The organism is Glutamicibacter sp. NPDC055354, assembly GCF_053644955.1.
The window spans coordinates 595,645-619,882 of the sequence record NZ_JBSHMB010000001.1; the positions used below are offsets into that span (position 1 = coordinate 595,645).

General features: G+C 58.5%; 22 protein-coding genes. 7 read left to right on the forward strand and 15 right to left on the reverse strand.

The window, feature by feature from the left end:
• Window positions 1-46 precede the first annotated feature (46 nt).
• Complete coding sequence (locus ACWICV_RS02715) at window positions 47-328, forward strand: Lrp/AsnC family transcriptional regulator (RefSeq protein WP_105658354.1); 282 nt, start codon at window positions 47-49, stop codon at window positions 326-328.
• A gap of 85 nt (window positions 329-413) precedes the next feature.
• Here ACWICV_RS02715 and trpD read toward each other — a convergent pair whose 3' ends face one another.
• Window positions 414-1,481, reverse strand: a complete 1,068-nt coding sequence (gene trpD, locus ACWICV_RS02720; protein WP_332594750.1) for an anthranilate phosphoribosyltransferase — start codon at window positions 1,479-1,481, stop codon at window positions 414-416.
• A 286-nt stretch (window positions 1,482-1,767) separates the two neighbouring features.
• On the opposite strand from trpD, the gene ctaE reads away from it, so the two are divergent.
• The 4 genes from ctaE to qcrB all read left to right on the forward strand — a co-directional run bounded on the left by ctaE (window position 1,768) and on the right by qcrB (window position 6,071).
• Entirely contained in the window at window positions 1,768-2,406 is a 639-nt protein-coding gene (ctaE, locus tag ACWICV_RS02725) for an aa3-type cytochrome oxidase subunit III (protein ID WP_105658353.1), read from the forward strand.
• A gap of 76 nt (window positions 2,407-2,482) precedes the next feature.
• Complete coding sequence (gene qcrC / locus ACWICV_RS02730) at window positions 2,483-3,277, forward strand: cytochrome bc1 complex diheme cytochrome c subunit (protein WP_105658352.1); 795 nt, start codon at window positions 2,483-2,485, stop codon at window positions 3,275-3,277.
• A 71-nt stretch (window positions 3,278-3,348) separates the two neighbouring features.
• Window positions 3,349-4,398 carry a cytochrome bc1 complex Rieske iron-sulfur subunit gene (gene qcrA / locus ACWICV_RS02735; protein WP_105658351.1) on the forward strand — a complete coding sequence of 350 codons (1,050 nt, stop codon included), beginning with the start codon at window positions 3,349-3,351 and terminating at the stop codon, window positions 4,396-4,398.
• A gap of 2 nt (window positions 4,399-4,400) precedes the next feature.
• A complete protein-coding gene (gene qcrB / locus ACWICV_RS02740) occupies window positions 4,401-6,071 on the forward strand; it encodes a cytochrome bc1 complex cytochrome b subunit (RefSeq protein ID WP_105658350.1) in 1,671 nt (556 codons plus the stop codon).
• Between the two features lie 1,059 nt (window positions 6,072-7,130).
• Here the strand turns inward: qcrB and ACWICV_RS02745 are convergent.
• From ACWICV_RS02745 to ACWICV_RS02770, 6 genes are all read right to left on the reverse strand, one after another.
• A complete protein-coding gene (locus ACWICV_RS02745) occupies window positions 7,131-7,913 on the reverse strand; it encodes a GntR family transcriptional regulator (protein ID WP_454090775.1) in 783 nt (260 codons plus the stop codon).
• 113 nt (window positions 7,914-8,026) lie between these two features.
• Entirely contained in the window at window positions 8,027-8,428 is a 402-nt protein-coding gene (locus tag ACWICV_RS02750) for a cytochrome c oxidase subunit 4 (protein ID WP_105658347.1), read from the reverse strand.
• 2 nt (window positions 8,429-8,430) lie between these two features.
• Window positions 8,431-10,149, reverse strand: coding sequence for an aa3-type cytochrome oxidase subunit I (gene ctaD, locus ACWICV_RS02755; RefSeq protein WP_105658346.1), 1,719 nt, complete (start codon window positions 10,147-10,149; stop codon window positions 8,431-8,433).
• A 2-nt stretch (window positions 10,150-10,151) separates the two neighbouring features.
• Entirely contained in the window at window positions 10,152-11,033 is an 882-nt protein-coding gene (ctaC, locus tag ACWICV_RS02760) for an aa3-type cytochrome oxidase subunit II (protein WP_105658345.1), read from the reverse strand.
• 214 nt (window positions 11,034-11,247) lie between these two features.
• Window positions 11,248-11,622, reverse strand: coding sequence for a HesB/IscA family protein (locus tag ACWICV_RS02765; RefSeq protein WP_105658344.1), 375 nt, complete (start codon window positions 11,620-11,622; stop codon window positions 11,248-11,250).
• Window positions 11,623-11,756: 134 nt separating this feature from the next.
• Window positions 11,757-13,166, reverse strand: a complete 1,410-nt coding sequence (locus tag ACWICV_RS02770) for a dipeptidase (RefSeq protein ID WP_402473133.1) — start codon at window positions 13,164-13,166, stop codon at window positions 11,757-11,759.
• Window positions 13,167-13,235: 69 nt separating this feature from the next.
• Here ACWICV_RS02770 and ACWICV_RS02775 point away from each other — a divergent pair, with 69 nt between their 5' ends.
• The gene (locus ACWICV_RS02775; protein WP_105658342.1) at window positions 13,236-13,829 is read left to right on the forward strand and encodes a DUF3043 domain-containing protein; all 594 of its coding nucleotides are present in this window, start codon (window positions 13,236-13,238) and stop codon (window positions 13,827-13,829) included.
• A 404-nt stretch (window positions 13,830-14,233) separates the two neighbouring features.
• On the opposite strand, the gene ACWICV_RS02780 is transcribed toward ACWICV_RS02775, so the two are convergent.
• Window positions 14,234-15,298, reverse strand: coding sequence for a quinone-dependent dihydroorotate dehydrogenase (locus ACWICV_RS02780; protein WP_400289068.1), 1,065 nt, complete (start codon window positions 15,296-15,298; stop codon window positions 14,234-14,236).
• A 60-nt stretch (window positions 15,299-15,358) separates the two neighbouring features.
• On the opposite strand from ACWICV_RS02780, the gene ACWICV_RS02785 reads away from it, so the two are divergent.
• Window positions 15,359-16,405 carry an alpha/beta hydrolase gene (locus tag ACWICV_RS02785; protein WP_454090774.1) on the forward strand — a complete coding sequence of 349 codons (1,047 nt, stop codon included), beginning with the start codon at window positions 15,359-15,361 and terminating at the stop codon, window positions 16,403-16,405.
• On the opposite strand, the gene ACWICV_RS02790 is transcribed toward ACWICV_RS02785, so the two are convergent.
• From ACWICV_RS02790 to ACWICV_RS02820, 7 genes are all read right to left on the reverse strand, one after another.
• Entirely contained in the window at window positions 16,402-17,208 is an 807-nt protein-coding gene (locus ACWICV_RS02790) for an isoprenyl transferase (protein ID WP_454090773.1), read from the reverse strand. The two genes, ACWICV_RS02785 and ACWICV_RS02790, sit on opposite strands and share 4 nt — an antisense overlap.
• Entirely contained in the window at window positions 17,205-17,954 is a 750-nt protein-coding gene (gene recO, locus ACWICV_RS02795; protein ID WP_402473144.1) for a DNA repair protein RecO, read from the reverse strand. The genes ACWICV_RS02790 and recO overlap by 4 nt, the downstream gene beginning before the upstream one ends.
• A gap of 305 nt (window positions 17,955-18,259) precedes the next feature.
• Window positions 18,260-19,999, reverse strand: a complete 1,740-nt coding sequence (gene leuA / locus ACWICV_RS02800) for a 2-isopropylmalate synthase (RefSeq protein WP_105658338.1) — start codon at window positions 19,997-19,999, stop codon at window positions 18,260-18,262.
• A 477-nt stretch (window positions 20,000-20,476) separates the two neighbouring features.
• Complete coding sequence (gene era / locus ACWICV_RS02805; protein WP_105658337.1) at window positions 20,477-21,439, reverse strand: GTPase Era; 963 nt, start codon at window positions 21,437-21,439, stop codon at window positions 20,477-20,479.
• Window positions 21,432-22,718 carry a hemolysin family protein gene (locus ACWICV_RS02810; protein ID WP_402473152.1) on the reverse strand — a complete coding sequence of 429 codons (1,287 nt, stop codon included), beginning with the start codon at window positions 22,716-22,718 and terminating at the stop codon, window positions 21,432-21,434. Before ACWICV_RS02810 ends, era begins: the two co-directional genes overlap by 8 nt.
• 4 nt (window positions 22,719-22,722) lie before the next feature.
• Window positions 22,723-23,196: an rRNA maturation RNase YbeY gene (gene ybeY / locus ACWICV_RS02815; RefSeq protein ID WP_105658335.1), complete on the reverse strand. Its 474-nt coding sequence runs from the start codon at window positions 23,194-23,196 to the stop codon at window positions 22,723-22,725.
• Window positions 23,193-24,221, reverse strand: a complete 1,029-nt coding sequence (locus tag ACWICV_RS02820) for a PhoH family protein (RefSeq protein ID WP_454090772.1) — start codon at window positions 24,219-24,221, stop codon at window positions 23,193-23,195. The genes ybeY and ACWICV_RS02820 overlap by 4 nt, the downstream gene beginning before the upstream one ends.
• Window positions 24,222-24,238: the final 17 nt, after the last annotated feature.

Sequence of the window (24,238 nt, forward strand, 5' to 3'; positions counted from 1 at the left end):
CAGCCGCCTCCTGGCAGGCGATAAGTTAGAACCGAAAGGCACAGTGATGGTCACCGCATTCGTCATGATCCAGACTGCAACGGACAGTATCCCTGAATGCGCTAAGCAGATCTCCGCAATCTCGGGCATCAGCGAAGTCTATTCCGTAGCAGGCGACTGGGACTTGATTGCAATTGCACGAGTCAACAAGCACGAGGACCTCGCCGAAGTCATTGCCAATAAGCTTTCCAAGATTCCAGGCATCCGCGGCACCCAGACCCACATTGCATTCCGCGCATATTCGGAACATGATCTTGAAGCAGCCTTTTCCCTTGGCCTAGGCGACTAAGGACTTTTCAAGAACAAAGCCGGCCTTCGGTTCAGCGATTGTAAAATCGCGAACCAAAGTCCGGCTTCGTTGGCATCTGACGGTGCTACGCGCCTACGATCGCCTGGGTCGTTGAGGACCAGGCTTCCAAGGTCGCCTTCGCCGCACCGGAATCGATGGAATGCGCCGCTTTCCCAATCGCCGCCCGCATGCGATCTTCGAAACTGCCTTCAGCAGTATCGCTGTAAGCCACCATTCCGGCAGCCGCGTTCAGGAGGACCGCATCTCGAACGGGTCCGGGAGTCCCGGAGATGACATCTCGTACAACCCCTGCGTTATGTAGTGCATCTCCACCGCGCAGATCATTAAGCGTCGCACGGGCAAATCCCACGTCCTGGGCATCGAACGTGAACTCGGTGACCGTGCCGTTGCGCACTTCCCAGACGCGGTTAGCTGCAGTGGTGGTTAGTTCATCCAGTCCGTCATCCCCGCGGAAGACCAGGCCACGCACGCCACGGCTTGCAAGAACGCCCGCCATGATTGGTGCCATGACCATGTCGGAGCAGCCGATGGCGGATGCGCTGGGCAATGCGGGATTGGTCAAGGGGCCCATGAAGTTGAAAGCGGTTGGTATGCGCAATTGACGGCGTGCTCCGGCAACGTGGCGCATCGAGGGATGGAAGACGTTGGCGAAGCAGAACGCAATCCCAACCTTGTCATACACCTCTACAAGGCGCTCGATTGGTACCTCCAGGCGGACGCCCAATGCTTCAAGCACGTCGGCGGAACCCGAGGACGAAGAGGATGCGCGGTTGCCGTGTTTAACTATGCTCACGCCGGCGCCAGCGCACACCAGTGTGGCCATCGTTGAGATGTTGACGGTGTTCTGGCGATCGCCACCGGTCCCAACAATGTCCAAAGTTTGTGCATCGATGGTCAAGGGGCGCGCATTGGCGACCATGGAGTCCACCAAGCCGGTCAATTCGGCCACGGTTTCACCCTTGGATCGCAGTGCAACCAGGAACCCGGCAATCTGAACGTCGCTCGCCTCGCCGGACATGATCTCATTCATTGCCCAAGCGGCCTGTTCGCGGCTGAGATCGCCACCGTTGATCAGGGTGGCCAATAGATCTGGCCACGTCGGGAACTTTTCGTTTACAAGGCTCGTTGACACATGGGAAAGCCTATCCAGACACCGGGGCGCTACCCAATTCATGTCGTTAGATGATGTGGCTCAGGTCGCTAAAAATGCCTAGTTTCTGGGGTTAAATACGAAACACTTTCGTTGCATAAATGATTGTTTCGTGAGACTCGCCGGATGAAGCTCTACGAATTGTAGAAAGAGTTTTCTCTGTACTTCCGCATGTTTCCGCGGATGTTGCCAAGATGTGGCGCAACAAACCTCTGCCAACCCGCTTTTGCATTGGTATCTGAGGGGCATTTAGAGACATAATGTCAGTGTGACAACTGCGACTCATGCCCCAAATACGACGGCGCCACATGCGCCGAACCGCCCAAACATGGTGTCGGTGGGAACGATGGTGTGGCTCTCCAGCGAGCTCATGTTCTTCGCCGCCCTCTTCGCCATGTACTTCAGCCTCCGGGCTGCCGCGCCCGAACTATGGGCGACTGAAACTGCCAAGCTCAACGTACCGTTCGCGCTGGTTAACACCATCATCCTGGTGTCCAGCTCGTTCTCGTGCCAGCTAGGCGTGTTCCGTGCCGAAGAATTCAAGCCTCGCCGTTCCGGTGGGCTTTTCAACTTCAAGGAATGGGGAATGATTGAATGGTTCATTCTTACCTTCATCCTTGGCGCGATCTTCGTTTCGGTTCAGGCCTACGAATACGCTGTCCTCGTTAGCGAGGGCGTGGCATTCGACTCGAACTCCTACGCTTCGGCCTTCTACATTACGACCGGCTTCCACGGCATTCACGTCGCTGGTGGTCTGATTGCATTCTTGCTGATCATTGGTCGTGCGATGCTGGCTAAGAAGTTTGGTCACTTCGAAGCAACCGGCTCCATCGTCGTGTCCTACTACTGGCACTTCGTTGACGTTGTTTGGATCGCCCTGTTCGCGATCATCTACTTCTTGAAGTAGCAACTTAAATTCATTAGTTGCCTCAACAAGAAGTACGGCAACACCACACCAAAGAAACTAAGTGAGGAACCAGCAAGTGAAGGCTCTTTCGAAAAAGCGCCGCCACCCGCTCGCCGCTGTGGCCCTGCTTCTGTTCGGATTGCTGATTACCGGCAGTCTTTACACTGCAGCCGGTAACATCAGCGAAGCGAAGGCAGCTGAGACCACTTCTGCATCGCAGGCCGATGTAGAAGAAGGTCAGAAGCTTTTCGTCGCCAACTGCGCTACTTGCCACGGCATGAATGCCGAAGGCTCTGACTCCGGTCCATCGCTGATCGGCGTTGGCGCGGCTTCTGTTGACTTCCAGGTCGGCACCGGCCGTATGCCGATGCAGATGCAGGGCCCGCAGGCCCAGGTCAAGCCAGTACAGTTCGACGACGAGCAGATCTCCCAGCTGGCAGCGTATGTTGCAAGCCTGGGTGCAGGCCCAGCGATCCCTGATGAGGAATACTTGGATACCACCCAGGGCGACGCCGCCCACGGTGGCACCGTCTTCCGTGTGAACTGCGCAATGTGCCACAACGCGGCTGCTGCCGGTGGCGCGTTGACCCGCGGCAAGTTCGCACCAACCCTGACCGGTGTATCCGAGAAGCACATCTACGAAGCGATGGCTACCGGCCCACAGAACATGCCAGTGTTCAACGACTCGAACATCACCCCAGAAGAGAAGCGTGACGTTATCACCTTCCTGAAGACCATTGAAGCAAATGGTTCCGCTGGCGGTGCAGCCCTGGGCTCCCTGGGTCCAGTTGCTGAAGGCCTGTTCACCTGGACCGCAGGTCTGGGTATCATCATTGCCTTCACCATTTGGTTGACCTCGCGTCCTTCCTAAGGCAAACCCGCGGCCTCGGCCGTAACCATCACTACGTACATAAATTCCTAACAGAAGGATGAGAGAGAAACATGGGCGACCATAGTCACGGCAGTCCCGAAAACTCGGGCACCGTTGCTAAGGCTGACGATGTAGCTCAGGATCGATTCCCAGATCCGGGCTTACCACCCCATCGTCCGCGTCTCGCAGACCGCGATCCGCGCGCAGCCAAGCGACATGAGCGTCAAGTAGCGCTCCTATTTACCATCTCCATCATCGGCACGCTCTTCTTCTTCGTGGCCTACTTCGTCCTGGGCCACCTGGGCGAGATGACCTTCGCTGAACTGCGTGTGCAGAACGCTGCACTGGGACTGGGCACCGCTTTCGCGATGCTCGGTATCGGTGTGGGTATTGTTCACTGGGCCAAGACCCTGATGCCGGATCACGAGCTCATGGAAATGCGCCACGAGATCCGCTCGGAAGAAGATCGCCAGGATGCCGTCGAAATCATCGATACCGTGCTCGAAGAGTCCGGCATCAAGCGTCGTCCGCTGATCCGCAATACCCTGATCGGTGCCATCGCCTTGGCGCCAATCCCAGCAATCTTCATGTTCCGCGACCTGGATCGCACCGGTAACACCGCGAACGAGATGATCGATTCCCTGCGCCACACCATGTGGGACAAGGGCATCCGTCTGACCCGCGACCCATCTGGTACCCCGATCAAGGCTTCGGATGTGCAGATCGGTTCCGCATTCCACGTGATCCCAGAAGGCCTCAACGAGACCGAGCACCCGCTGAATGAAAAGGCCAAGGCCGTCGTTCTGCTGATGCGCATGGATCCAGCAGAAATGCAGATCTCCGAGGGACGCGAAACCTGGAACGTCGACGGCATCGTCGCATACTCCAAGATTTGCACCCACGTGGGTTGCCCGATTGCCTTGTACGAGCAGCACACCCACCACTTGCTGTGCCCTTGCCACCAGTCGACCTTCGACCTGACGCAGGAATGCAAGGTCATCTTCGGCCCAGCTGGCCACGCACTGCCACAGCTGCCAATTACCGTGGACTCCGAGGGCTACCTGGTAGCTCAGAGTGACTTCCACGAACCAGTTGGCCCGTCCTACTGGGAGCGTGGTTAATCATGACGACAACTAACGAATACCAGGCATCGACCGCTACCGGTCGCATCGCCAACTTCGTGGATTCCCGCGTCGGCGCTTCGGGCATGGTCAAGGAATTCGGTCGCAAGATCTTCCCGGACCACTGGTCGTTCATGTTCGGCGAAGTGGCAATGTACACCTTCGTACTGCTGCTGCTCTCGGGCACCTTCCTGACCTTCTTCTTCGATCCGTCGATGGCTCACGTCGTCTACGACGGCTCGTACGTACCGATGAAGGGTATCGGCATGTCGACGGCTATGGCCTCGACCATGGATATCTCCTTCGACGTGCGCGGCGGCCTGTTCATGCGACAGGTACACCACTGGTCGGCACTGCTGTTCGTCGCTTCCCTGTCCGTGCACATGCTGCGCGTATTCTTCACCGGCGCATTCCGTCGCCCACGTGAACTGAACTGGGTTGTCGGCGGCGTGCTGCTGATCATGGGTCTTGCTGCCGGCTTCACCGGCTACTCCCTGCCTGATGATCTGCTGTCCGGTAACGGCCTGCGCATTATCGATGGCGTCATGAAGGCACTGCCGATCGTCGGCACCTACCTGTCGATGTTCTTCTTCGGCGGCGAGTTCCCTGGCGATACCGTGATTCCGCGACTGTACTCGTTGCACATCATGATTGTTCCTGCGGTCATCATCTTGCTGATCGTTGTGCACCTGTTCATGGTCGTGACCCACAAGCACACCCAGTACCCTGGCCCAGGCCGCACCAACGACAACGTTGTTGGCTTCCCGGTTGGTCCGGTATACGCAGCCAAGGCCGGTGGATTCTTCTTCATCGTCTTCGGCATCGTGGCATTCATTGCTGGCCTGTTCCAGATCAACCCGGTATGGAACTACGGTCCATATGACCCATCCCCTGTTTCGGCTGGTACCCAGCCGGACTGGTACATCGGTTTCGTCGATGGCGCGCTGCGCTTGATGCCAGGTTACCTGGGCAACTTCAGCTTCGAATGGATCATTCCATTCCCATGGGGCGATAACACCCTGGTGATGTCGGTACTGCTGCCAGCACTGGTTCCTGCAGGCGCACTGTTTGCAGTGATGTTCGCATGGCCGTGGATCGAACGCTGGATCACCAAGGACAACCGCGAGCACCACCTGCTCGACCGTCCACGCAACGCTCCATTCCGAACCGCAGTGGGCGCTGCCGGCGTAGTCTTCTACTGCGTCATGTGGGCTGCTGCTTCCTCGGACTTGATCGCGACCCACTTCCACGTGTCGCTGAACGATGTCACCTACTGGCTGCGTACGCTGTTCTTCCTGGGCCCAATCTTCGCCTTCTGGTTGACTCGCCGTATCTGCCTGTCGCTGCAGCGCAAGGATCGCGAGATCGTCCTGCATGGCCGCGAAGCTGGCATCATCCAGATGTCGCCTGAGGGCGGCTTCTCGGAGAAGCACGAGGAAGTCGACGTCTACAAGCGTTACCTGCTGACCAACTACGTTGATCGCCAGTACATCCCGGCTCAGCCTGACGCAGCAGGACACGTCTCCGGTTCGGAGAAGCGTCGTGCAGCAATCTCGAAGTTCTTCTTCGAAGATCGCGTCGCCCCGGTAACCCCATCGGAGCTGGAAGCTGCTCATGCAGCCCACGGCCACCATGAGGTTGAGGGTGACACGCAGGACTCGATCGCCAAGTAATAGCGACCTGAGTTAGTCACAAAAGGAGGGACACACCGCAAGGTGTGTCCCTCTTTTCGTTAACCCGGCTTTCCCAGCGGTCCCAGTGAGCCTAGCGCCGGTGAGCGCTCCGAAGACGCATGGTGGACGCCCATCGAAATTCCAGTGGCTTAGAACGGCATCTGGCACTGCCGGGTGCTCAGGGTGGAAAGTCCGTTCCTGCTCCCCTAGCCGCGTATCGAGCTGCGCTCCCCAGTGCGGAGAAGAATTGGCCATCCTGTTTGGCACTTCAGTCAGAAATGCCGTTCGGGGCTGAATGCTACTGCCGGCCTGCAGTGCAGCCATTCTGGATTGGCTGGAATCGAATGCTACACGCCAATGCCAGTTGCGACTGGCGCAGCTGCCCGGAATCGTCCCGGGCCGAACCGGAGCGGAGAGCTGCTCAGTGCATTCGTCTTTCCAGCGAAGGCTCTCCAGACTGGGGACGAGCTCAGTTCCGCAATCACGTTCGCCAAGACTTCGAATGCAGCAGTTCAGACTCCCGTTTTGGCGCTCGGCATGGCCGAGCCGATATCCAGAGCGCTCTTCCAAAGGCTGCTCCCCTGCCAGAAAGAATGCCCGGCAGGCACCATGCCCTCCAGTCCTGCTTCAGAATCGTTTGAATTGGATGACGGAATAACTCTGGACGCATCGACCGGATGGCAGAATCACGCTGCAAACAAGGCTGTGTGATCTAGGGATATATTGGATCTTCGCTACGGCCTATCGCACCAGTGTGGCTGGTTTCCCACTGGACAGGGCGGCTGGAGTGTCCACTTTTCAACTTCCGTCGACATTCCATGTCCTGCTGCCTTGAAGCGGCTTTGAGCTTGCGCCGCGATCTTCTTCCGTGTGCGGGAGACCTGCTTGCTCCTGCTATAGCTCCATACCGGCGGACCAGGCTGCGGGAGTGCTTATTCAGTAGTTGATGCCCGGAACCATTTTGAACGGCAGATATGGCATCCTTGGGCATGGTTGACGGGGGGTGCTTGGCACTTGCGCGTTGGAATCGAAGCAGCCGGCCGCCTGGCCAGGCCAGGCCTAAAAAGTATCGGTGTAGCGAGGCGTGCGTGTGCCCACTCGCTGCAACGGCACGAAGAGCTTGTAGCGGTCTGAGCGGTAGAGCGAGACCGAGTAGTCGGCTAGCCGATCGCCGATGTAGGCATACCGGGTGATCTGCAGGAGCGGGAAGCCTGGTTCTACGCCCAGGAGCACGGCTTGCCGCTTGCTCGCCGCAGTGCTTTCCACCTGGTCCTCACCCCATTCGAGCAAGATGCCATAGCGCTCGTGCAATGCCTGATAGAGCTTTGACGGCGGCTCGCCATCCACAAAGCCAGGCACGAGATCGGCAGGCATATAGTTCTCGTCCAGGCTCATGGGGGTGCCATCGGCCAGCAGCAGGCGCTTGAACTGGACTACGGCAGTACCCTCCTCCACCATCAGCTGCGAAGCCAAGGTGGCGCTGGCTTTAATCTCCGCGAATTCGAGTACATGGGCATCGGGAACCATGCCGCGGCGCATCATATCTTCGGAGTAGGAATGCAGGCGGACACGAAGGTCCAATTTTTCGGGCACGACGAACGTGCCGATTCCCACCACGCGTTTGAGCACTTGTTCATCCACTAAGGCATCGATGGCTTGGCGGATGGTCTTGCGGGCCACGCCGAAGTGCTCTGCCAGCACGCGTTCGGGCGGAAGCTTGTAGCCGGGTTTGCAGGCCTCGCGTGCATGGGTCTTGAGAATCTCTCGGATTTGCCGGTACTTGCTTTGCCGGCTGACCGGATCAAGGTGCGCCTGGACATGTGGCTGCGGTGCGTGGCGCATGCTGCTTCTCCTTGATCCAAATATCCTGACGGCCTATCGCCATCGAGGAACCCCTATTAAAAGACTAACGGGACGACAAGCAAAATTGCTTGTCGTCCCGTTAGGGTTACTGCCTAGTGAGCGTGATCGCCACGGCTGTATTCGTAAACCCAGCCGGTCACGCCAACGACGGCCAAACCGGCGCCGATGAAGAAGACCCACCAGCCCACAGCGAGGCCAAGGAAGCCAATCGCTGCAGCCGAAGCCAGGACCAGTGGCCACCAGCTCCATGGGGAGAACATTCCGATATCGCCGGCGTTCTCGTGGATTTCGCCATCCACGCGGTCCTCGGGCCTGTTGCCAACGCGCTTAGCGGTGAATAGCAAGTAGCCACCTACCATCGCGGACAATGCGACCAGCATCAGCAATGCCAGGAATCCGACCCATTCGCTCCAGTTGGTCATGTAACCGTAGACAATCGCTACTGGGGTGAAGAAGAAGACGCCACCCAGGAAAATCCAGGATTCAACTTTCATCGTTACACGTCCTTCTGGTCAGCCGAGCCGAAGATCTTCGCAACCGGAGTTTCGGGGGTTACCCGTCCACTCAGTTCCGGGTGGTGCAGATCCAGTGCCGGACGCTCGGAACGGATGCGAGGGATCGAGTGGAAGTTGTGGCGTGGTGGAGGGCAAGAAGTTGCCCATTCAAGCGATGCGCCGAAGCCCCATGGATCATCTACTTCGACCTTCTTGGCGTTTCGGTGGGTTACCCACACGTTCCAGAAGAATGGAATCATCGACGCACCCAGAATGAATGCGAAGACGGTCGAAACCTGGTTCATGGTGGTGAAGCCATCTTCAGGCATGTAGTCGGCGTAGCGACGTGGCATGCCCATAACGCCCAGCCAGTGCTGGATCAGGAAGGTGCCGTGGAAGCCGATGAACAGCAACCAGAAGTGAATCTTGCCAAGACGCTCGTTGAGCATCTTGCCGGTCCACTTCGGCCACCAGAAGTAGAAGCCAGCGAACATCGCGAACACAACGGTACCGAAGACTACGTAGTGGAAGTGAGCCACAACGAAGTAGGTATCCGATACGTGGAAGTCCAGCGACGGAGCCGACAGGATAATACCGGTCAGACCGCCGAACAGGAAGGTGATCATGAAGCCCATGCTCCAGAGCATTGGGGTTTCGAAGGTGATCGAGCCGCGCCACAGGGTTCCGATCCAGTTGAAGAACTTCACACCGGTTGGAACTGCGATCAGCATGGTCATGAAGCCGAAGAACGGCAGCATTACCGAGCCAGTGACGTACATGTGGTGTGCCCACACGGAAACCGACAGTGCAGCAATCGAGATGGTCGCGAAGACCAGGCCCTTGTAGCCGAAGATCGGCTTGCGGGAGAACACTGGGAAGATCTCGGAGACGATGCCGAAGAACGGCAAAGCAATGATGTAGACCTCAGGGTGCCCGAAGAACCAGAACAGGTGCTGCCATAGTACGGCACCGCCATTCTCTGGATCGAAGATGTGGGCACCGAAGCGGCGGTCTGCACCCAGTGCGAACAGCGCAGCTGCCAGTGGCGGGAAAGCCATCAGGACCAGCAACGAGGTGATCAAGGTGTTCCACGAGAAGATCGACATGCGCCACATGGTCATGCCAGGTGCACGCAGGCAGATGATCGTGGTAATGAAGTTGACGGCGCCTAGGATGGTACCGAAGCCCGACAGTGCAAGGCCGAAGACCCAGAGGTCTCCGCCGATTCCTGGCGAGAAGGTGGTGTTCGACAGCGGAGCGTAAGCGAACCAACCGAAGCTAGCTGCACCCTGGGGGGTGAGGTAGCCGGCCAGAGCGATCAGCGAGCCCAGCGAGAAGAACCAGAAAGCCAATGCATTCAGACGTGGGAAGGCCACGTCCGGGGAACCGATCTGCAGGGGCATCATGACGTTGGCGAAACCTGCGAACAGCGGGGTTGCGAACATCAAGAGCATGACAGTGCCGTGCATGGTGAACAGCTGGTTGTACTGTTCCTTGGTCTGCAGGATCTGCATGCCTGGTTCGAACAGCTCTGCACGAATCAGCAGCGCCATAACGCCACCGACACAGAACAGGATGAACGAGCTGATCAGGTACATGTACCCGATCTTCTTGTGGTCGGTCGAAGTAATGTAGTCGACGAACAGACGACCCTTGGACTTCGGCACTACGGCTGGAGCAATCGACTTCACGTCGTCAGTTGCATATTCAAACGTTGTCATGATTACTCTCCTTCCCCGTGCTCTACTACGACGCCGTTAACAACATCTGGCTTACGGTCGTACTCTTCACCAATATGTCCATCTTCCATCTTTGCCAGCTGAGCCTTGAACTCGGACTCATTGACAACCTCGACGTTGAAGAGCATCTCGGAGTGGTACTCGCCGCAAAGCTCGGCGCACTTTCCGTCGTAGCTGCCTTCAACCTGTGGAGTCAGGTAGATGTAGTTGGTCTTGCCTGGGATCATGTCCAGCTTCTGCAAGAAGGCTGGTACCCAGAAGGAGTGGATGACATCGCGGCTATTCAGCTCAAGGGTTACCGACTTGCCCGCTGGCAGGTACAGGGTTGGCAGTTCTTCGCGAACGCCTTCCGAGCCATCGGTGTTCAGGTGAGCCTGTTCGCCGGCGTAATACTTCTCGGTGCCCTGGTAGCTGTAGTTGAAGTCCCAAGACCATTGCTTGGCTCGGACATCGACTACGACCTCAGAATCAACAGGGGCGTTGATCTGCTTTTCCAGGGTGTTGTTGAAGCTAAAGAAGACTAGAACAAGGACCAAAGGAATGGCCGTGTAGAAGATCTCCAATGGCAGGTTGTAGCTCAGCTGACGCGGGTAACCCGTATCGTTCTTGCGGCGGCGGTAGGCGATGACGCACCAGAGCATCAATCCCCAGGTCAATACGCCGACGACAATAACAGCGATCCACGAGTTAACCCAGAAATCCTGGATTGCCCCGGTGTGGTTGGTGGTGTCGCGCTCCACGTTTGGGAGCCAACCGCGTTTTGCCTCCGCTGTACATCCCGTCAACAGCAATGCGCCAGTGCCGACTAAAGCCAGTACTTTGGCTTTAGCGGACCCGCGACTGCCGGTTCGGTCTTGCGAACTCACAGACGGCCCTTCCTCTTTGTTGGTGCAGAATGTGGTCTTCATAAGTCACCTCGTGGTTTAAACGAGTTGCACGGTGAGGTGGCTCACGAAGGGAAACATAGTTTTACTACTTAATGTAGAGCTTACCCTCTTTGGGGTCAGAATGCCGAAAAACGCCGCTGTGCTAACGAGAAATTTCTTCAACGTTTGAACAGCGGCGTTTGTTCCCTACGGCCTAGTGGAAGGAATCTCCACAGGCGCAGGAACCCGATGCGGCCGGGTTGTCGATGGTGAAGCCCTGCTTCGAGATGGTGTCCTCGAAATCAATGGACGCGCCAGCGAGGTACGGGACGCTCATCTTGTCAACGATGACCTCAACGCCATCGAAGTTGCGTACCGCGTCGCCGTCGAGCATGCGCTCATCGAAGTAAAGCTGGTAGATAAGGCCCGAGCAGCCACCTGGCTGCACGGCGATGCGGAGACGAAGATCATCCCGGCCTTCCTGTTCCAGAAGCGAGCGAACCTTGTCGGCCGCCACGTCGGAAATCTCCACCTCATGGGTTGGCACCTCAGTTGGATCGCCCTTGGTCTGGTCAACAGATGCAGTCATGATTTTCCTCCCATACTGCTCGATGCGGCACCAAGCTCCAGATTTGTTACTGGAACCGGCACCTCTGTTCTTGCTTCTATCCTACGTCGCTACGCTGAAGAATTCTTCCCCTGCGTCTCTCCGTATGACACGGTTCATAGTCCCTTGGCGTTGATCCTCGCCAGCATGAGGGCTTCAGCCTCAATTGCGTGCTGGAAGTCGCCTAGATGCAGCGACTCGTTGGCCGAGTGCGCACGCGAATCGGGATCCTCGACACCGGTCACCAGGATCTGCGCCTTCGGGAAAACTTCCAGTAAATCTGCGATGAATGGAATTGATCCACCCAGGCCCATATTCACTGGTACAACGCCCCAAGCTTGTTCAAGCGCCCAGCGCGCGGTGTCATTTGCCGAAGCGTCCAGGTTCGCCTTGTAGGCGTTGCCTGCTTCGGTGGCGACAAATTCAACCTCGGCGCCGCGAAGGTCAACGCTTTTGACGTGTGCTTCAAGGGCCTTGAGCGCATCTGCAGGATTCTGCCCTGGGGCCAGGCGCATCGATACCTTGAAACGCGTTGCCGGCAGCAAGGTATTCGACGAGTGGTCGACACTCGGGATATCCATTCCAATCACGCTCAGTGCTGGTTTATTCCACAAGCGGTCGGTGATCTTGCCGGTGCCGGCAAGCTGGAAGGATTCCAGAACGCCGGAGTCCCTGCGGAATTCGGCTTCGTCGAAGTCGACTTCAGCGATGTCGTTGGCAACCAGGCCGGCCACGGCAACAGAACCGTCCTCGTTGTGGAAGCTGGAGATCAACTTGGCGGCGAGGATCGGGCCATCGAGAACTGGTCCGCCAAACATGCCCGAGTGAACTGCATGGTTCAACGAGCGGACGGTGATCTCCGCTGCGCACATGCCGCGCAGCGAGCTGGTCAGTGCTGGGGTTCCAACCGACCAGTTGGACGAGTCGGCAACTACGATCACATCTGCTGCCAACTTGTCCTGATGGGCTTCGAGGAAGTTGCGGAATGATGGGGATCCGGCTTCCTCCTCCCCCTCGAAGAAGTAGGTCACGCCGACGCCGAAATCGCCAATGAGGTCCAGCACGGCGCGCATCGCCGCGATGTGGACCATGATGCCGGCCTTGTCGTCAGCGGCACCGCGGCCGAACAGCCGGTCCCCTACCTTCGTGGCTTCGAATACCGGGGTTTTCCAGTCCGCCTCGTTGCCCGGAGGCTGGACGTCGTGGTGTGCATACAGCAGCACGGTTGGCTTTCCGGGTGCCGCCTTGCGCTGGGCTACCACGGCAGGTGCGCCCATAGCGCCGTTCTGCGCAGGCTCGCGCAGGATTTCCACGGTCTCCATCCCGGCCGACTTGGCCAATTCGGCCACTGCCGCAGCCGATTTTTCCAGGTTCTGCGGGTCGAAGGATTCCCATGCGATGCTCGGGATCGCGACCAGGGAAGTGAGCTCTTCGAGGATCTTCTCGAAGTTCGTTTCGATGTGGCTTTTTAGCGCGGCAATATCGACGCCGCTTGCAACAGCGTCGAAGGTAGTATTTTCGGTCATGCCTTCAGCCTAGCAATTCCTCGCGTATCGAATGTCACGCCGCTAACTATTTCCGGCTAGAATAGAGGGGTGTTTGGACGTAAGAAGGATGAACCTCAATCCCCCGTAAATGTGGAGTCTGCCCAGCAGGCCCCGGAAACAACCGACGGCCGCAAGACTGGTCCAACGCCCAAGCGCAATGCGCAGCAGGCGAACCGTCAGCGCCCGTTGGTTCCTACCGATCGCAAGGCCGCTAAGGAAGCCCAGCGTCAACAGCGTGTTGAAGCGCAGAATCGTTTGCGCTTAGCCAACGAAACTGGCGATGAACGCTACCTGATGCCACGCGACAAGGGTGAGCAGAAGCGCTACACCCGTAACTTCATTGACTCTCGCTGGATGTTCGGCGAGTTCATGATGTTCATCATCCTGGCCTTCTTGGTTGTCTCGCTGGTGTTCCAGCGCAACCTGCAGATCCAGATGTTTGTGCAGGCAGCCCTCTGGGTTGTTATCGCACTGATCATCATCGAAGCAATTGTGACGACCATCCTCTTGAAGAAGCGCCTGGTCGCCAAGTTCGGCCACATGGAAAAGGGCGTACGCATGTACGCGGCAATGCGTGGAATGCAGTTCCGCAAATTGCGCCTGCCAAAGCCACAGGTCAAGCGCGGCGCAAATATCGACTAGTCGATACCGCTAGACCGCAAAGGGGCAAGCTCGCTGAGCTTGCCCCTTTCTAGTTAATTGCTTGATTGAATAACAATGTTCAAAGTTTGTGGAGCCAAGTACAAGTTGATGCAGATTCTGCGATAGGAATATCGTTGCCGCGACGCATTTCTGCCAGTCACTGTCCGTGCTCGCAGCATGCGGCCTTGTTGGCTCAGATACAAGGATTCATCCCGGTCGGCAACCGCTATTGCCACGTTCTCCCCTAGCGCGGCTGCCCTCTCCTAGTCTCCTGATCCAAGTTGCGTTCAAAGCTGTTGCAGGAAGAACGTACGCAGAAGATGGGCCCAGTTAACGCGGAATGGCTCCGACTCTTCGCGAATCGGAGCCATACCGGAGCATTTGGGACATTCCACTCCAAAGAACTAGAGCATGCGCTCCAGGTCCTTATTGATCGAACGTGCCCAGAACGGACCCTCGTAGAGGAATGCGGTGTAACCCTGTACCAGGTCAGCGCCTGCGTCCAGGCGTTCCTTCACATCCGCTGCATTTTCCACGCCGCCGACGGCGATCAGAGCCATATCGGCCGGAACGAGTGAACGCAACTGGCGAAGAACTTCAAGCGATCGCTGCTTGAGCGGAGCGCCAGATAGCCCGCCGGCGCCAATCTCTTCAACCTTGGACGCATCGCTGGTCAAGTTCTCGCGACCGATGGTCGTATTGGTGGCAATAATGCCGTCGAGTTCAAGTTCCATGGCCAAGCGTGCAACGTCAGCGACATCCTCATCGCTAAGATCGGGAGCAATCTTGACCAGCAACGGAATATGGCGGCCGGCAACCTTGTCAGCCAACTGGCCGACTTCCGAAAGCAGCGGACGAAGAGAATCAACGCTCTGGAGCAGGCGCAGACCCGGGGTGTTGGGGCTCGAAACATTGACGACCAGATAATCTGCGTGGATCGCCAGCTGGCGGGTGGACGCGAGGTAATCCCCTACCGCGTCTTCCAGCTCTACGACCTTGGTCTTGCCGATATTCACGCCGATGACCGGGCGGGTTCCAGCGTAACCAGCCTTGAGCTCTTGGCGAGAACTGGCGACACGGGCAGCGACAGTTTCGGCGCCTTCGTTGTTGAAGCCCATCCGGTTGATTACCGCGCGGTCCTCAACCAAGCGGAAGAGCCGCGGTTGCGGGTTGCCGGACTGGGCCTGTCCGGTGACGGTTCCGATTTCAACATGGCCAAAACCGATGTCGCTCAACGCCAGGATTCCGGTGGCGCCCTTGTCGAAGCCAGCAGCCAATCCGAATGGGGACGGGAAGTCGATGCCCATAACGGTGCGCTTCAGCTTGGGTGCCGGAGCGAAGAACTTGCGAGCTGCCTTAGTGAGCCCTGCGCGTTGCGCAATCTTGATCGCGTTGAATGCAAAATGGTGAGCCTGCTCAGGATCCATCTTGGTGAACACGTGCTTGAAGACCAGTGGGTATATGCGCATGGAACCATTTTCCCGTGAAGAACCCGAAACAGACAACTTGAGATGGGTAGTATTCAAGATATGAAGCACTTCGTTGTTCCAGAAAGCACCAGTTGGCCAGACTTTATGTCTTCAACTAGGCCGGGGCAATGGGTTGAAGATCCCCTCGGGCCTGATTTTGAGCACCAAACCTTGGATTTCGGCGTCGATGCGGAAGGACCGGCCGTCGCGACCTTGGTCCGCTATCGCCCGGCTGGATTCAGGAATCGGCTCGGACGACGAGCCCAGGGAATTGTTCTGAGCGTGCATGGCTGGAGCGATTATTTTTACAACCGCGAACTGGCAGCTTTCTGGCATCACCATGGATACCACTTCTACGCACTTGATCTACGCAGGCATGGACGCAGTCTGAGAGCCGAACATGCTTTGCCTGGTTACGTCGAAGACTTGGCGGACTTCGATGAGGAGCTCAACGCGAGCTTGGAACTGCTGCGTAACGAGCATCCTCAATTACCGGTAGTAGCCCAGGGGCACTCGACTGGCGGCTTGATCCTGAGCTTGTGGCTTGCGCGCCAAGCGCCGGGCATTAAAGCTCTGGTCCTGAATGCTCCATGGCTTGAATTTCAGGGAACGGCCTTCCTGCGCATTCCTTTTCACGGCCTTATGGAAGCGATCACCCGCACGAATCCGCGCAGGAAGCTCAACGGACCAGAATTCGATCATTACTGGCAATCGCTAAGTACTGATAGCCACGGCCAGTGGGACGTTCATCGGTTATGGCGACCACGGATCGCTTTTCCGAACACCGCGGGATGGCTGAAAACGATATTTGATGGCCATGCCCTAGTTGCGAAGGGGCTGAAACTTCAACAGCCGATCTTCATCCTCACCTCGGATCGCACCCATATCGGCACGAGCTACTCCCCTGACATGCAGCACTGCGATTCGGTACTCGACGTTCAGCAAACGCGCTTGCGGGCGTTGAAACTAGGCAGTTTCGTTATCTTGTCCGAAATTCCTGGCGCAATGCACGATGTATTCACCTCCGCTGAACCCGCCAGATCCGCAGCATATAGAGATCTAAGCCTCTGGTTGCGATTGGTGGGAACAACGCTGAAAACGTCCTAGGCCTGTGGCTTGTCGATAGCTCCGCCGTAACGGCGATCGCGCTTGGCATATTCTTCTACGGCGGTAAACAGCGTTCGCCGGTCGACATCCGGCCAAAGCTGGTCGAGGAAGACCATCTCTGCGTATGCCGACTGCCACAGCAGGAAGTTGCTTGTGCGTTGCTCGCCACTGGTTCGGAGGAAAAGATCCACATCAGGCAGTTCCGGAGCATGCAGGTATTTGGCGATAGTCTTTTCGCCAACCGAGCTAGCGCGAAGCCTGCCGGCTGCAACATCCCGGGCAATCGCGCTGACAGCGTCGCCTAGTTCCGCGCGCCCGCCGTAGTTCACGCACATGGTCAGCTGGCAACCCAGGTTGTCTTTGGTGAGTTCTTCGGCTTCCTTGAGTTCATTGATAACCGATTTCCAGAGTTTGGGTTCTCGCCCCGACCAGCGTACGCGGACGCCCCAAGAGTTCAACGTATCGCGTTGGCGGCGCAGAACATCACGTGAGAAGCCCATCAGGAAGCGCACTTCCTCAGGGCTGCGCTTCCAGTTCTCGGTTGAGAACGCGTAGACAGAGACGTACTTGACGCCCAGCTCCACGGCTCCGGCCACCACATCAAGCAAAGCTGCTTCGCCTGCACGGTGCCCCTCGGTACGAGGCAATCCCCGCTGGTTCGCCCAACGTCCATTGCCATCCATGACGATAGCTACGTGTTCAGGGATGAGTTCCTGCGGAATGGCGGGCATCTGCGGATGATCCGGATGCGCATAAGGAGCGACTGGGCCTCGGCGGCCGGTGATCTTAGGAAGCTTCTTCAATTTCTCTCCACAAGACGTAGGGAATTCACGGCACGCTCAAGGTGCCACTGCAAGTAGTTGGCCACGATATCTGCAGCTTGCTTGCGCGCTCGAGGTCCTGCTTCTGCCACGGTGGACCAGTCCCCTTCCAGCAGCGCCTGCAGATATTCAATGGTGACGGGGTGCGGCGATAACGATCCAGAGGGACGGCATTCGGGGCAGACGACGCCGCCAAGCTGGACGTGGAGCGCTTGATGCGGGCCAGGCTTGCCGCAGCGCACGCAGTCGGTAAAGGACGGCGCCCAACCAGCAACCGAGAGGGCCCGCAAGATGTAGGAGTCCAGCACGGCTCCGGAATCGACTCGCTGCTTGGATAACAGGGCGATCGCACCGTGGAAGAGCTGATATTGCTTGAGGGCCGAATCGCTTTCTGTTTCCAGCAATTTTTCAGCGATCTCCGACATGGCGTTGGCCACCGTGTAGCTCGGGTAATCCATGACCAGCAATTGGCCGTAAGGATTTCGAAGCTGTGCCTGCGAGACGATATCAAGATTGCGGCCCATCACCAGAAGCGCGTCGACTTCCATGAACGGTTCCAGCGTGGCACCCATCCTCGACGAGGTCCGGCGTACGCCTTTCGCCACGGCACGGACAATCCCATTGGGCGTCAGCAGGGTGATGATGCGATCGGCTTCTCCCAGCTTGTGGGTACGCAAGACCAAACCACGGGTGTGGTAGCTCTTGGAGGCGAAACCTGATCTGGACACGGACAATATTCTCCCACTTCACTCCCAAAACTCTGAATCCATCGATTCCTATGGGTGTCGATTCGTCCCTGGGCGCGGTAGCTGCAGGAGCAATCCGGCATCTACCGGGCCCGAGGAAATGGGGTTCAAGGCGTCTCTTGATTTGAATTCAGCGGGAACGCCGACAGCGACGCAGTAGCCAGTTCCTTTTCTTCGTCGGCGCTTGCTTGCCAGCCGCCCTGGCAGTACCGAGAAGGCAAAACGCCACGGCCAGCGTGGTGAGGCTGGCCGTGGCGTCGAGCTGGCAACGAGGTGGTGCCGCAGACCTACTTGCTGTCGCGGATTGCGCGGTTGACGGCCGAAACTACGGCCTTCAGTGCTGCAATGTTGGTGTTGGTGTCCAGGCCAATGCCCCACAGGATGCGATCGCCCACGGCGCATTCGACGAATGCGGCTGCACGGGCGTTGCCACCTTCGCTCATGGCGTGCTCGGAGTAGTCCAGCACGCGCAGATCCACGCCATCATCGTTGAGCAGCTTGACCAGCGCGGAGACCGGACCGTTACCCTGGGCGCTGCGCTCATGGGCCACGCCGTCGATGATCAGCTTGGTATCCAGGCGGAAGCTTCCGTCCTCCGCCGAAGCCGCGGTCGCCGAAGCAATCTGGTAGTAGCCCCAGGGGTTCATGCCCGAATCTTCGCTGACCGGCAGGTACTCATCCTGGAAAACGTCCCAGATGCGCTGCGAGGAGATCTCGCCGCCCTCGGTATCGGTCTTGCGCTGGATGACGCCGGAGAACTCGATCTGCGCGCGGCGCGGCAGGTCCAAGTTGTAGTCGTTCTTCAGCAGGTAAGCAACCCCGCCCTTGCCGGACTGCGAGTTCACGCGGATCACGGCCTCGTAGGAACGGCCGATGTCCTTCGGGTCGATCGGCAGGTACGGAACAGCCCAGACCAGGTCGTTGATGTCCTTGCCTTCAGCCGAAGCCTTGGCTTCCATCGCTTCCAGGCCCTTCTTGATTGCGTCCTGGTGCGAACCGGAGAAGGCGGTGAAGACCAGATCTCCACCGTACGGGCTGCGTTCAGCCACTGGCAGCTGGTTGCAGTACTCGACGGTGCGGCGGATGTGGTCCATGTCCGAGAAATCGATCTGTGGGTCGATGCCCTGGCCGAACATGTTCATGCCCAAGGTCACCAGGTCGACGTTGCCGGTGCGTTCGCCGTTGCCGAACAGGCAGCCTTCGATGCGGTCGGCGCCGGCCAGGTAGCCCAGTTCGGCCGCGGCCACTCCGGTGCCGCGGTCGTTGTGCGGGTGCAGCGAGAGAATGATCGAATCGCGGTTGGCCAGGTTGCGGTGCATCCACTCGATGGAGTCGGCGTACACATTCGGGGTAGCCATTTCCACCGTGGCCGGCAGGTTCAGGATCATCTTGTTCTCCGGGGTCGCTTCCAGGACCTCGGCTACGGCCTCGGAAATGCGCTTGGCGAAGGCCAGCTCGGTCCCGGTGTAGGACTCTGGCGAGTACTCGTAGGTGATTTTGGTGCCGGTCAGCTGCTCTTCGTACTTCTTGCACAACCGGGCGCCCTGGACGGCGATGTCCACGATGCCGTCTTCGTCCTGGCGGAAGACGACTTCGCGCTGCAGGATCGAGGTGGAGTTGTACAGGTGGACAATGGCCTGCTTGGCGCCTTCCAGCGCTTCGTAGGTGCGCTCGATCAGGTGCTCGCGGGACTGGGTGAGCACCTGGATGGTCACGTCATCGGGAATGCCGCGCTCGATCAGCTGGCGGACAAAGTCGAAGTCGGTCTGCGAAGCCGATGGGAAGCCGACCTCGATTTCCTTGAAGCCCATTTCGACCAGCAGGTCGAACATCTTGTGCTTGCGCTCCGGGCTCATCGGATCGATCAGCGCCTGATTGCCATCTCGCAGGTCGACCGCGCACCAGCGCGGGGCCTTGGTGATGTACTTGTCGGGCCAGGTGCGATCGGGCAGATTGACCTCGATCTGGTCCTGGAATGGAACATACTTGTGGATTGGCATGTTCGAAGATTTCTGCATGTTCTGCATTTCTGTGGGTCCCCTAGACAAAATTAGTGCTTAGTTTGTGGGGCCAGACAAGAGCTACTCCGCGACGAGGGGTCGGCCTGTAGACCACTAGCGGTCCTTTGGATCCTCGCAGCGGCTAAGTAGTAGTAGAAGCTCGAAATGCACGAAATGAGCATAGCACCGCGCTTTGGAGGCAAGTGAAACTTATGTCACTTGCGTGTCACATAGTGGACGTCCGCCTTGCGCAAGGCGGCGGACAGGATGCCCAAGCAGGCGAACAATGGGGCTCATGGAGCTAAGCGCCAGGGAGGTCCATGGATGGAGACGATCCGCATCGGCGCTGGAACCCATGGGCTGCGTACTGGCGTTTCTCCCGCGGAAAGGCTGGCCCGGGAGATCCAGAGTGCGGGCCAAGCAGCCGGTTAACCAGCTCGTCCCCCAAGACCGGTCTGGTCTTGAGGGACGAGCTACGCATTTTCCAGCGCTGAAGTGCGCAGCCTAGAAGCCGAGACGTCCAAGCTGCTTCGGGTCGCGCTGCCAATCCTTGGCAACCTTCACATGCAGGTCCAGATAGACCTTGGTGCCCAGCAGCTTCTCGATGCCCTGGCGGGCGTTGGTGCCGACCTCTCGCAGGCGCGAACCGCCACGGCCAATGATGATGGCCTTCTGGCTGGAGCGCTCAACGAAGAGCGAGACGTGGATGTCGATCAGCGGATTGCTTTCGCTGCGTCCTTCGCGGGGAACCATCTCTTCAACGACGACGGCCAGCGAGTGCGGCAGTTCGTCGCGCACGCCTTCCAGGGCGGCTTCGCGAATCAGCTCGGAAACCATCTTGGCTTCCGGCTCGTCGGTCAGCTCGCCGTCCGGGTACAGCGGCGGGCCCACTGGCAGGTGCTCTGCCAGCACGTTGGCCACCTCTTCGACCTGGAATTCCTTGACAGCCGAGACCGGAACGATTGCGGCGAAGCCGTTCTCGCCGAAGTTCTGGGTACCCATCTCGGCCACCGCAACCAGCTGCTGCGCGAGCTGTTCGCGGTCCACCAGGTCAGCCTTGGTGACCAGGGCGATGATCGGCTTGCGCTGCAGCTGAGCCAGCTGCGTGGCGATGTAGCGGTCGCCCGGGCCGATCTTCTCATTGGCCGGGATGCAGAAGCCGATCGCGTCCACCTCGGAGAGGGTGTCGGCGACCAGGTCATTCAGGCGCTGGCCGAGCAAGGTGCGCGGACGGTGCAGGCCCGGGGTATCGACCAGGATCAACTGCGCATCCTCGCGGTGCACGATACCGCGGATGGTGTGGCGGGTAGTCTGCGGCTTGGCCGAGGTGATGGCCACCTTCTGGCCTACCAGCGCATTGGTCAGGGTGGACTTGCCGGCATTCGGGCGGCCTACGAAAGAGGTGAAGCCGGAGCGGAAGCCCTCAGGCCATCCGCTGGATGCAAGCAGGTTGTGGTTTTCACTCATGTGAGGAATCCTCGTCGTTCTCAATATGGTCGGATGCATCTGTTTCCAGACGCTCTACATGGATTTTGCCGATACGGTTGCGGCGGCCCGCGAGGGCTACCACGGTCAGGCGCAGGCCGTGCACTTCAGCGGTGGAACCGAGTACCGGCACCGATTCCAAGGCCTTGGAGAGCAGGCCGCCGACGGTGTCGACGTCCTCTTCCTCGATGTGCATGTCGAAGTGGTCGGCAATATCGTCAATGGATGCCGCCGCCACGGCGAAAATCGACCCGTCAGGGTTCTGGATCAATTCGGCCCTCGAACGATCATACTCGTCATCGATTTCGCCAACGATTTCCTCAAGCAGGTCTTCCAGGGTCACCAGGCCCGCGGTGCCGCCGTACTCGTCGATGACGATGGCCAGGTGGATGGATTCCTTCTGCAGTTCCTGCATCAGCTCTGCTGCCGACTTCGATTCGGGAACAAAGCGGACCTTTCGCGCCAATTCGGCCAGGGTCCGGGCCTGCTGCAGGCCGTGGATCTCGCGGATCAGGTCCTTGAGGTAGATGATGCCCTGGATATCATCGGTGTCCTCGCCGATCAGCGGGATGCGGGAGAAGCCCGAGGCGATGAACAGGTCCATGGCGCTGTGGAAGGAATGATCCGCATCCAGCACCACCATGTCGGTGCGCGGCACCATCACCGAACGAACGCTGGTCTCCTCCAAGTCGATCACCGAGGAGATCAGTTCCGCCGATTCCTCATCCAGGTCCTCGCCTTCGGAGGCGCGATCCACCAGATCACGCAGTCGTTCCTTGCCCAGGTAGCCGTCTCCATCCACACCGCCGGGGCTCAGTGCCTTGGCGATGGATGCCAACCACGTGGTGATGGGTCCGAGAACCAGGCGCAGGAAGCGGACCAGGGTGGCGGTGGACTGCACGACGTTCTGGGCGTTGGAACGCCCGTAGCGACGTGGCGACACGCTGACCAGGACGAATCCCAGGGCGGCCATCGCAATAGTGGAGATCATGCCGATCAGCCACACATTCTCGATCCACTGCGAAACGAGCAGGGCTACAGCGACAGCGGAAGCGGTCTCGAACCAGATCCGCCAGAACTTCACTGCCTGGGCGTGGGTTTCTGTTTCATCCAGAATTGCGGACAGCGATTTGGAATTGGACTCGGCGCGCAGGCGTTCAGCAGCGTGCCGGGATAATGCGTAGAAGGCTGAGTCTGCGGCAGTCAGCACGGCCGAGAAGGCCATGAAAACAAGGGCGAGAATCAGCAAAATTATTTCCACGGGGTTATTCCACCGTTTCCTTTGGCGCGGGGCGGCCGGTGTAGCTCTCTAGGAGCTGGCGCTGCAGCGCAAACATCTCTTCCTTTTCTGCTGGCTCCATGTGGTCGAAACCCATGAGGTGCAGCAGGCCATGGGTGGTCAGCAACAGGATTTCATCGTGGGTGCTGTGGCCCCCGGCCTTGGCCTGCGCTTCGGCGACGGCAGGGCAGATGACGATGTCGCCAAGGATGCCGCTCTCCCCCGGCGCACCGGCAGTTCCTGGGCGCAGCTCATCCATCGGGAAGCTCATCACATCGGTGGGGCCTTCGAGGTCCATCCACTCGACGTGCAGGGCGCTCATGGCATCCTCGTCGATGAAAACGATCGATACTTCGGTTTCCGGATGCAGGAACATTGCCCGCATCACCGATTCTGCCAAGGCGTTGACATCCTTGAGATCGACGTCGTATTCGGTTTCGTTATTTACTTCAATGCTCATTTGCTGCGGCGTCCCCGGTTGTGGTCTTTGCGTCGGGTGTCATCCCAACGGTCGTAAGCAGTAACGATGTCGGCAATCAGACGGTGGCGAACCACATCCGAAGAGTCGAGTCGGCAGATGCTGATGTCGTCGATGCCTTCAAGGACATCGCTGGCCATGCGCAACCCGGAGGTCGCATTGTTGGGCAGATCCACCTGGGTGACATCCCCCGTCACTACCATCTTGGAACCGAATCCCAGGCGGGTCAGGAACATCTTCATCTGTTCACTGGTGGTGTTCTGCGCTTCATCCAGGATCACGAAGGCGTCATTGAGGGTGCGTCCACGCATATAGGCCAGCGGAGCGACCTCAATGGTTCCGGCTTCGAGCAATTGCGGAATGGTTTCCGGATTGATCATGTCGTGCAAGGCATCGTAGAGCGGGCGCAGGTACGGGTCGATCTTCTCGGTCAACGAGCCCGGCAGGAACCCCAGCTTCTCCCCTGCCTCAACGGCAGGCCGGGTCAGGATGATGCGGTTGACCTGCTTGTCCTGCAAGGCGGCGACGGCCATGGCCATGGCCAGGAAGGTCTTGCCGGTACCGGCTGGGCCAATGCCGAAAGTAATTGTCGAATCCTCTATGGCGTCGACATAGCTCTTCTGGTTCACGGTCTTGGGGCGGATGGAACGTCCGCGCCCCGAGAGGATCTTCAGGCCCAGGACGTCGGTGGGTGCATCCGGATTGCCGGCGCTGAGCATCTTGATGATCTGCTCGATCGTTTCGGCGCTCATGCGCGAGCCGCGAGTGGCCAGCGAACGGGCTTCTTCGGTGACGCGGTGGGCCTTGCGGACTTGCTGCGGTTCACCTACCAGAGCCAGGGATTGGCCGTTGGGGCGGAAGCTCACCTGCGGGTAGGCGCCGGAGAGAATACGCAAGAGCTCGTCATTGGGACCGAGGGTGGCAATCATGAGCTCAGCTGTATCGAAACTGATGGTGAGCGATGCGGATCCGTTCTCCGCTGTCGCCTTATTCTGTTCAACCTGCATGCAGTGCGCGGCGCCCC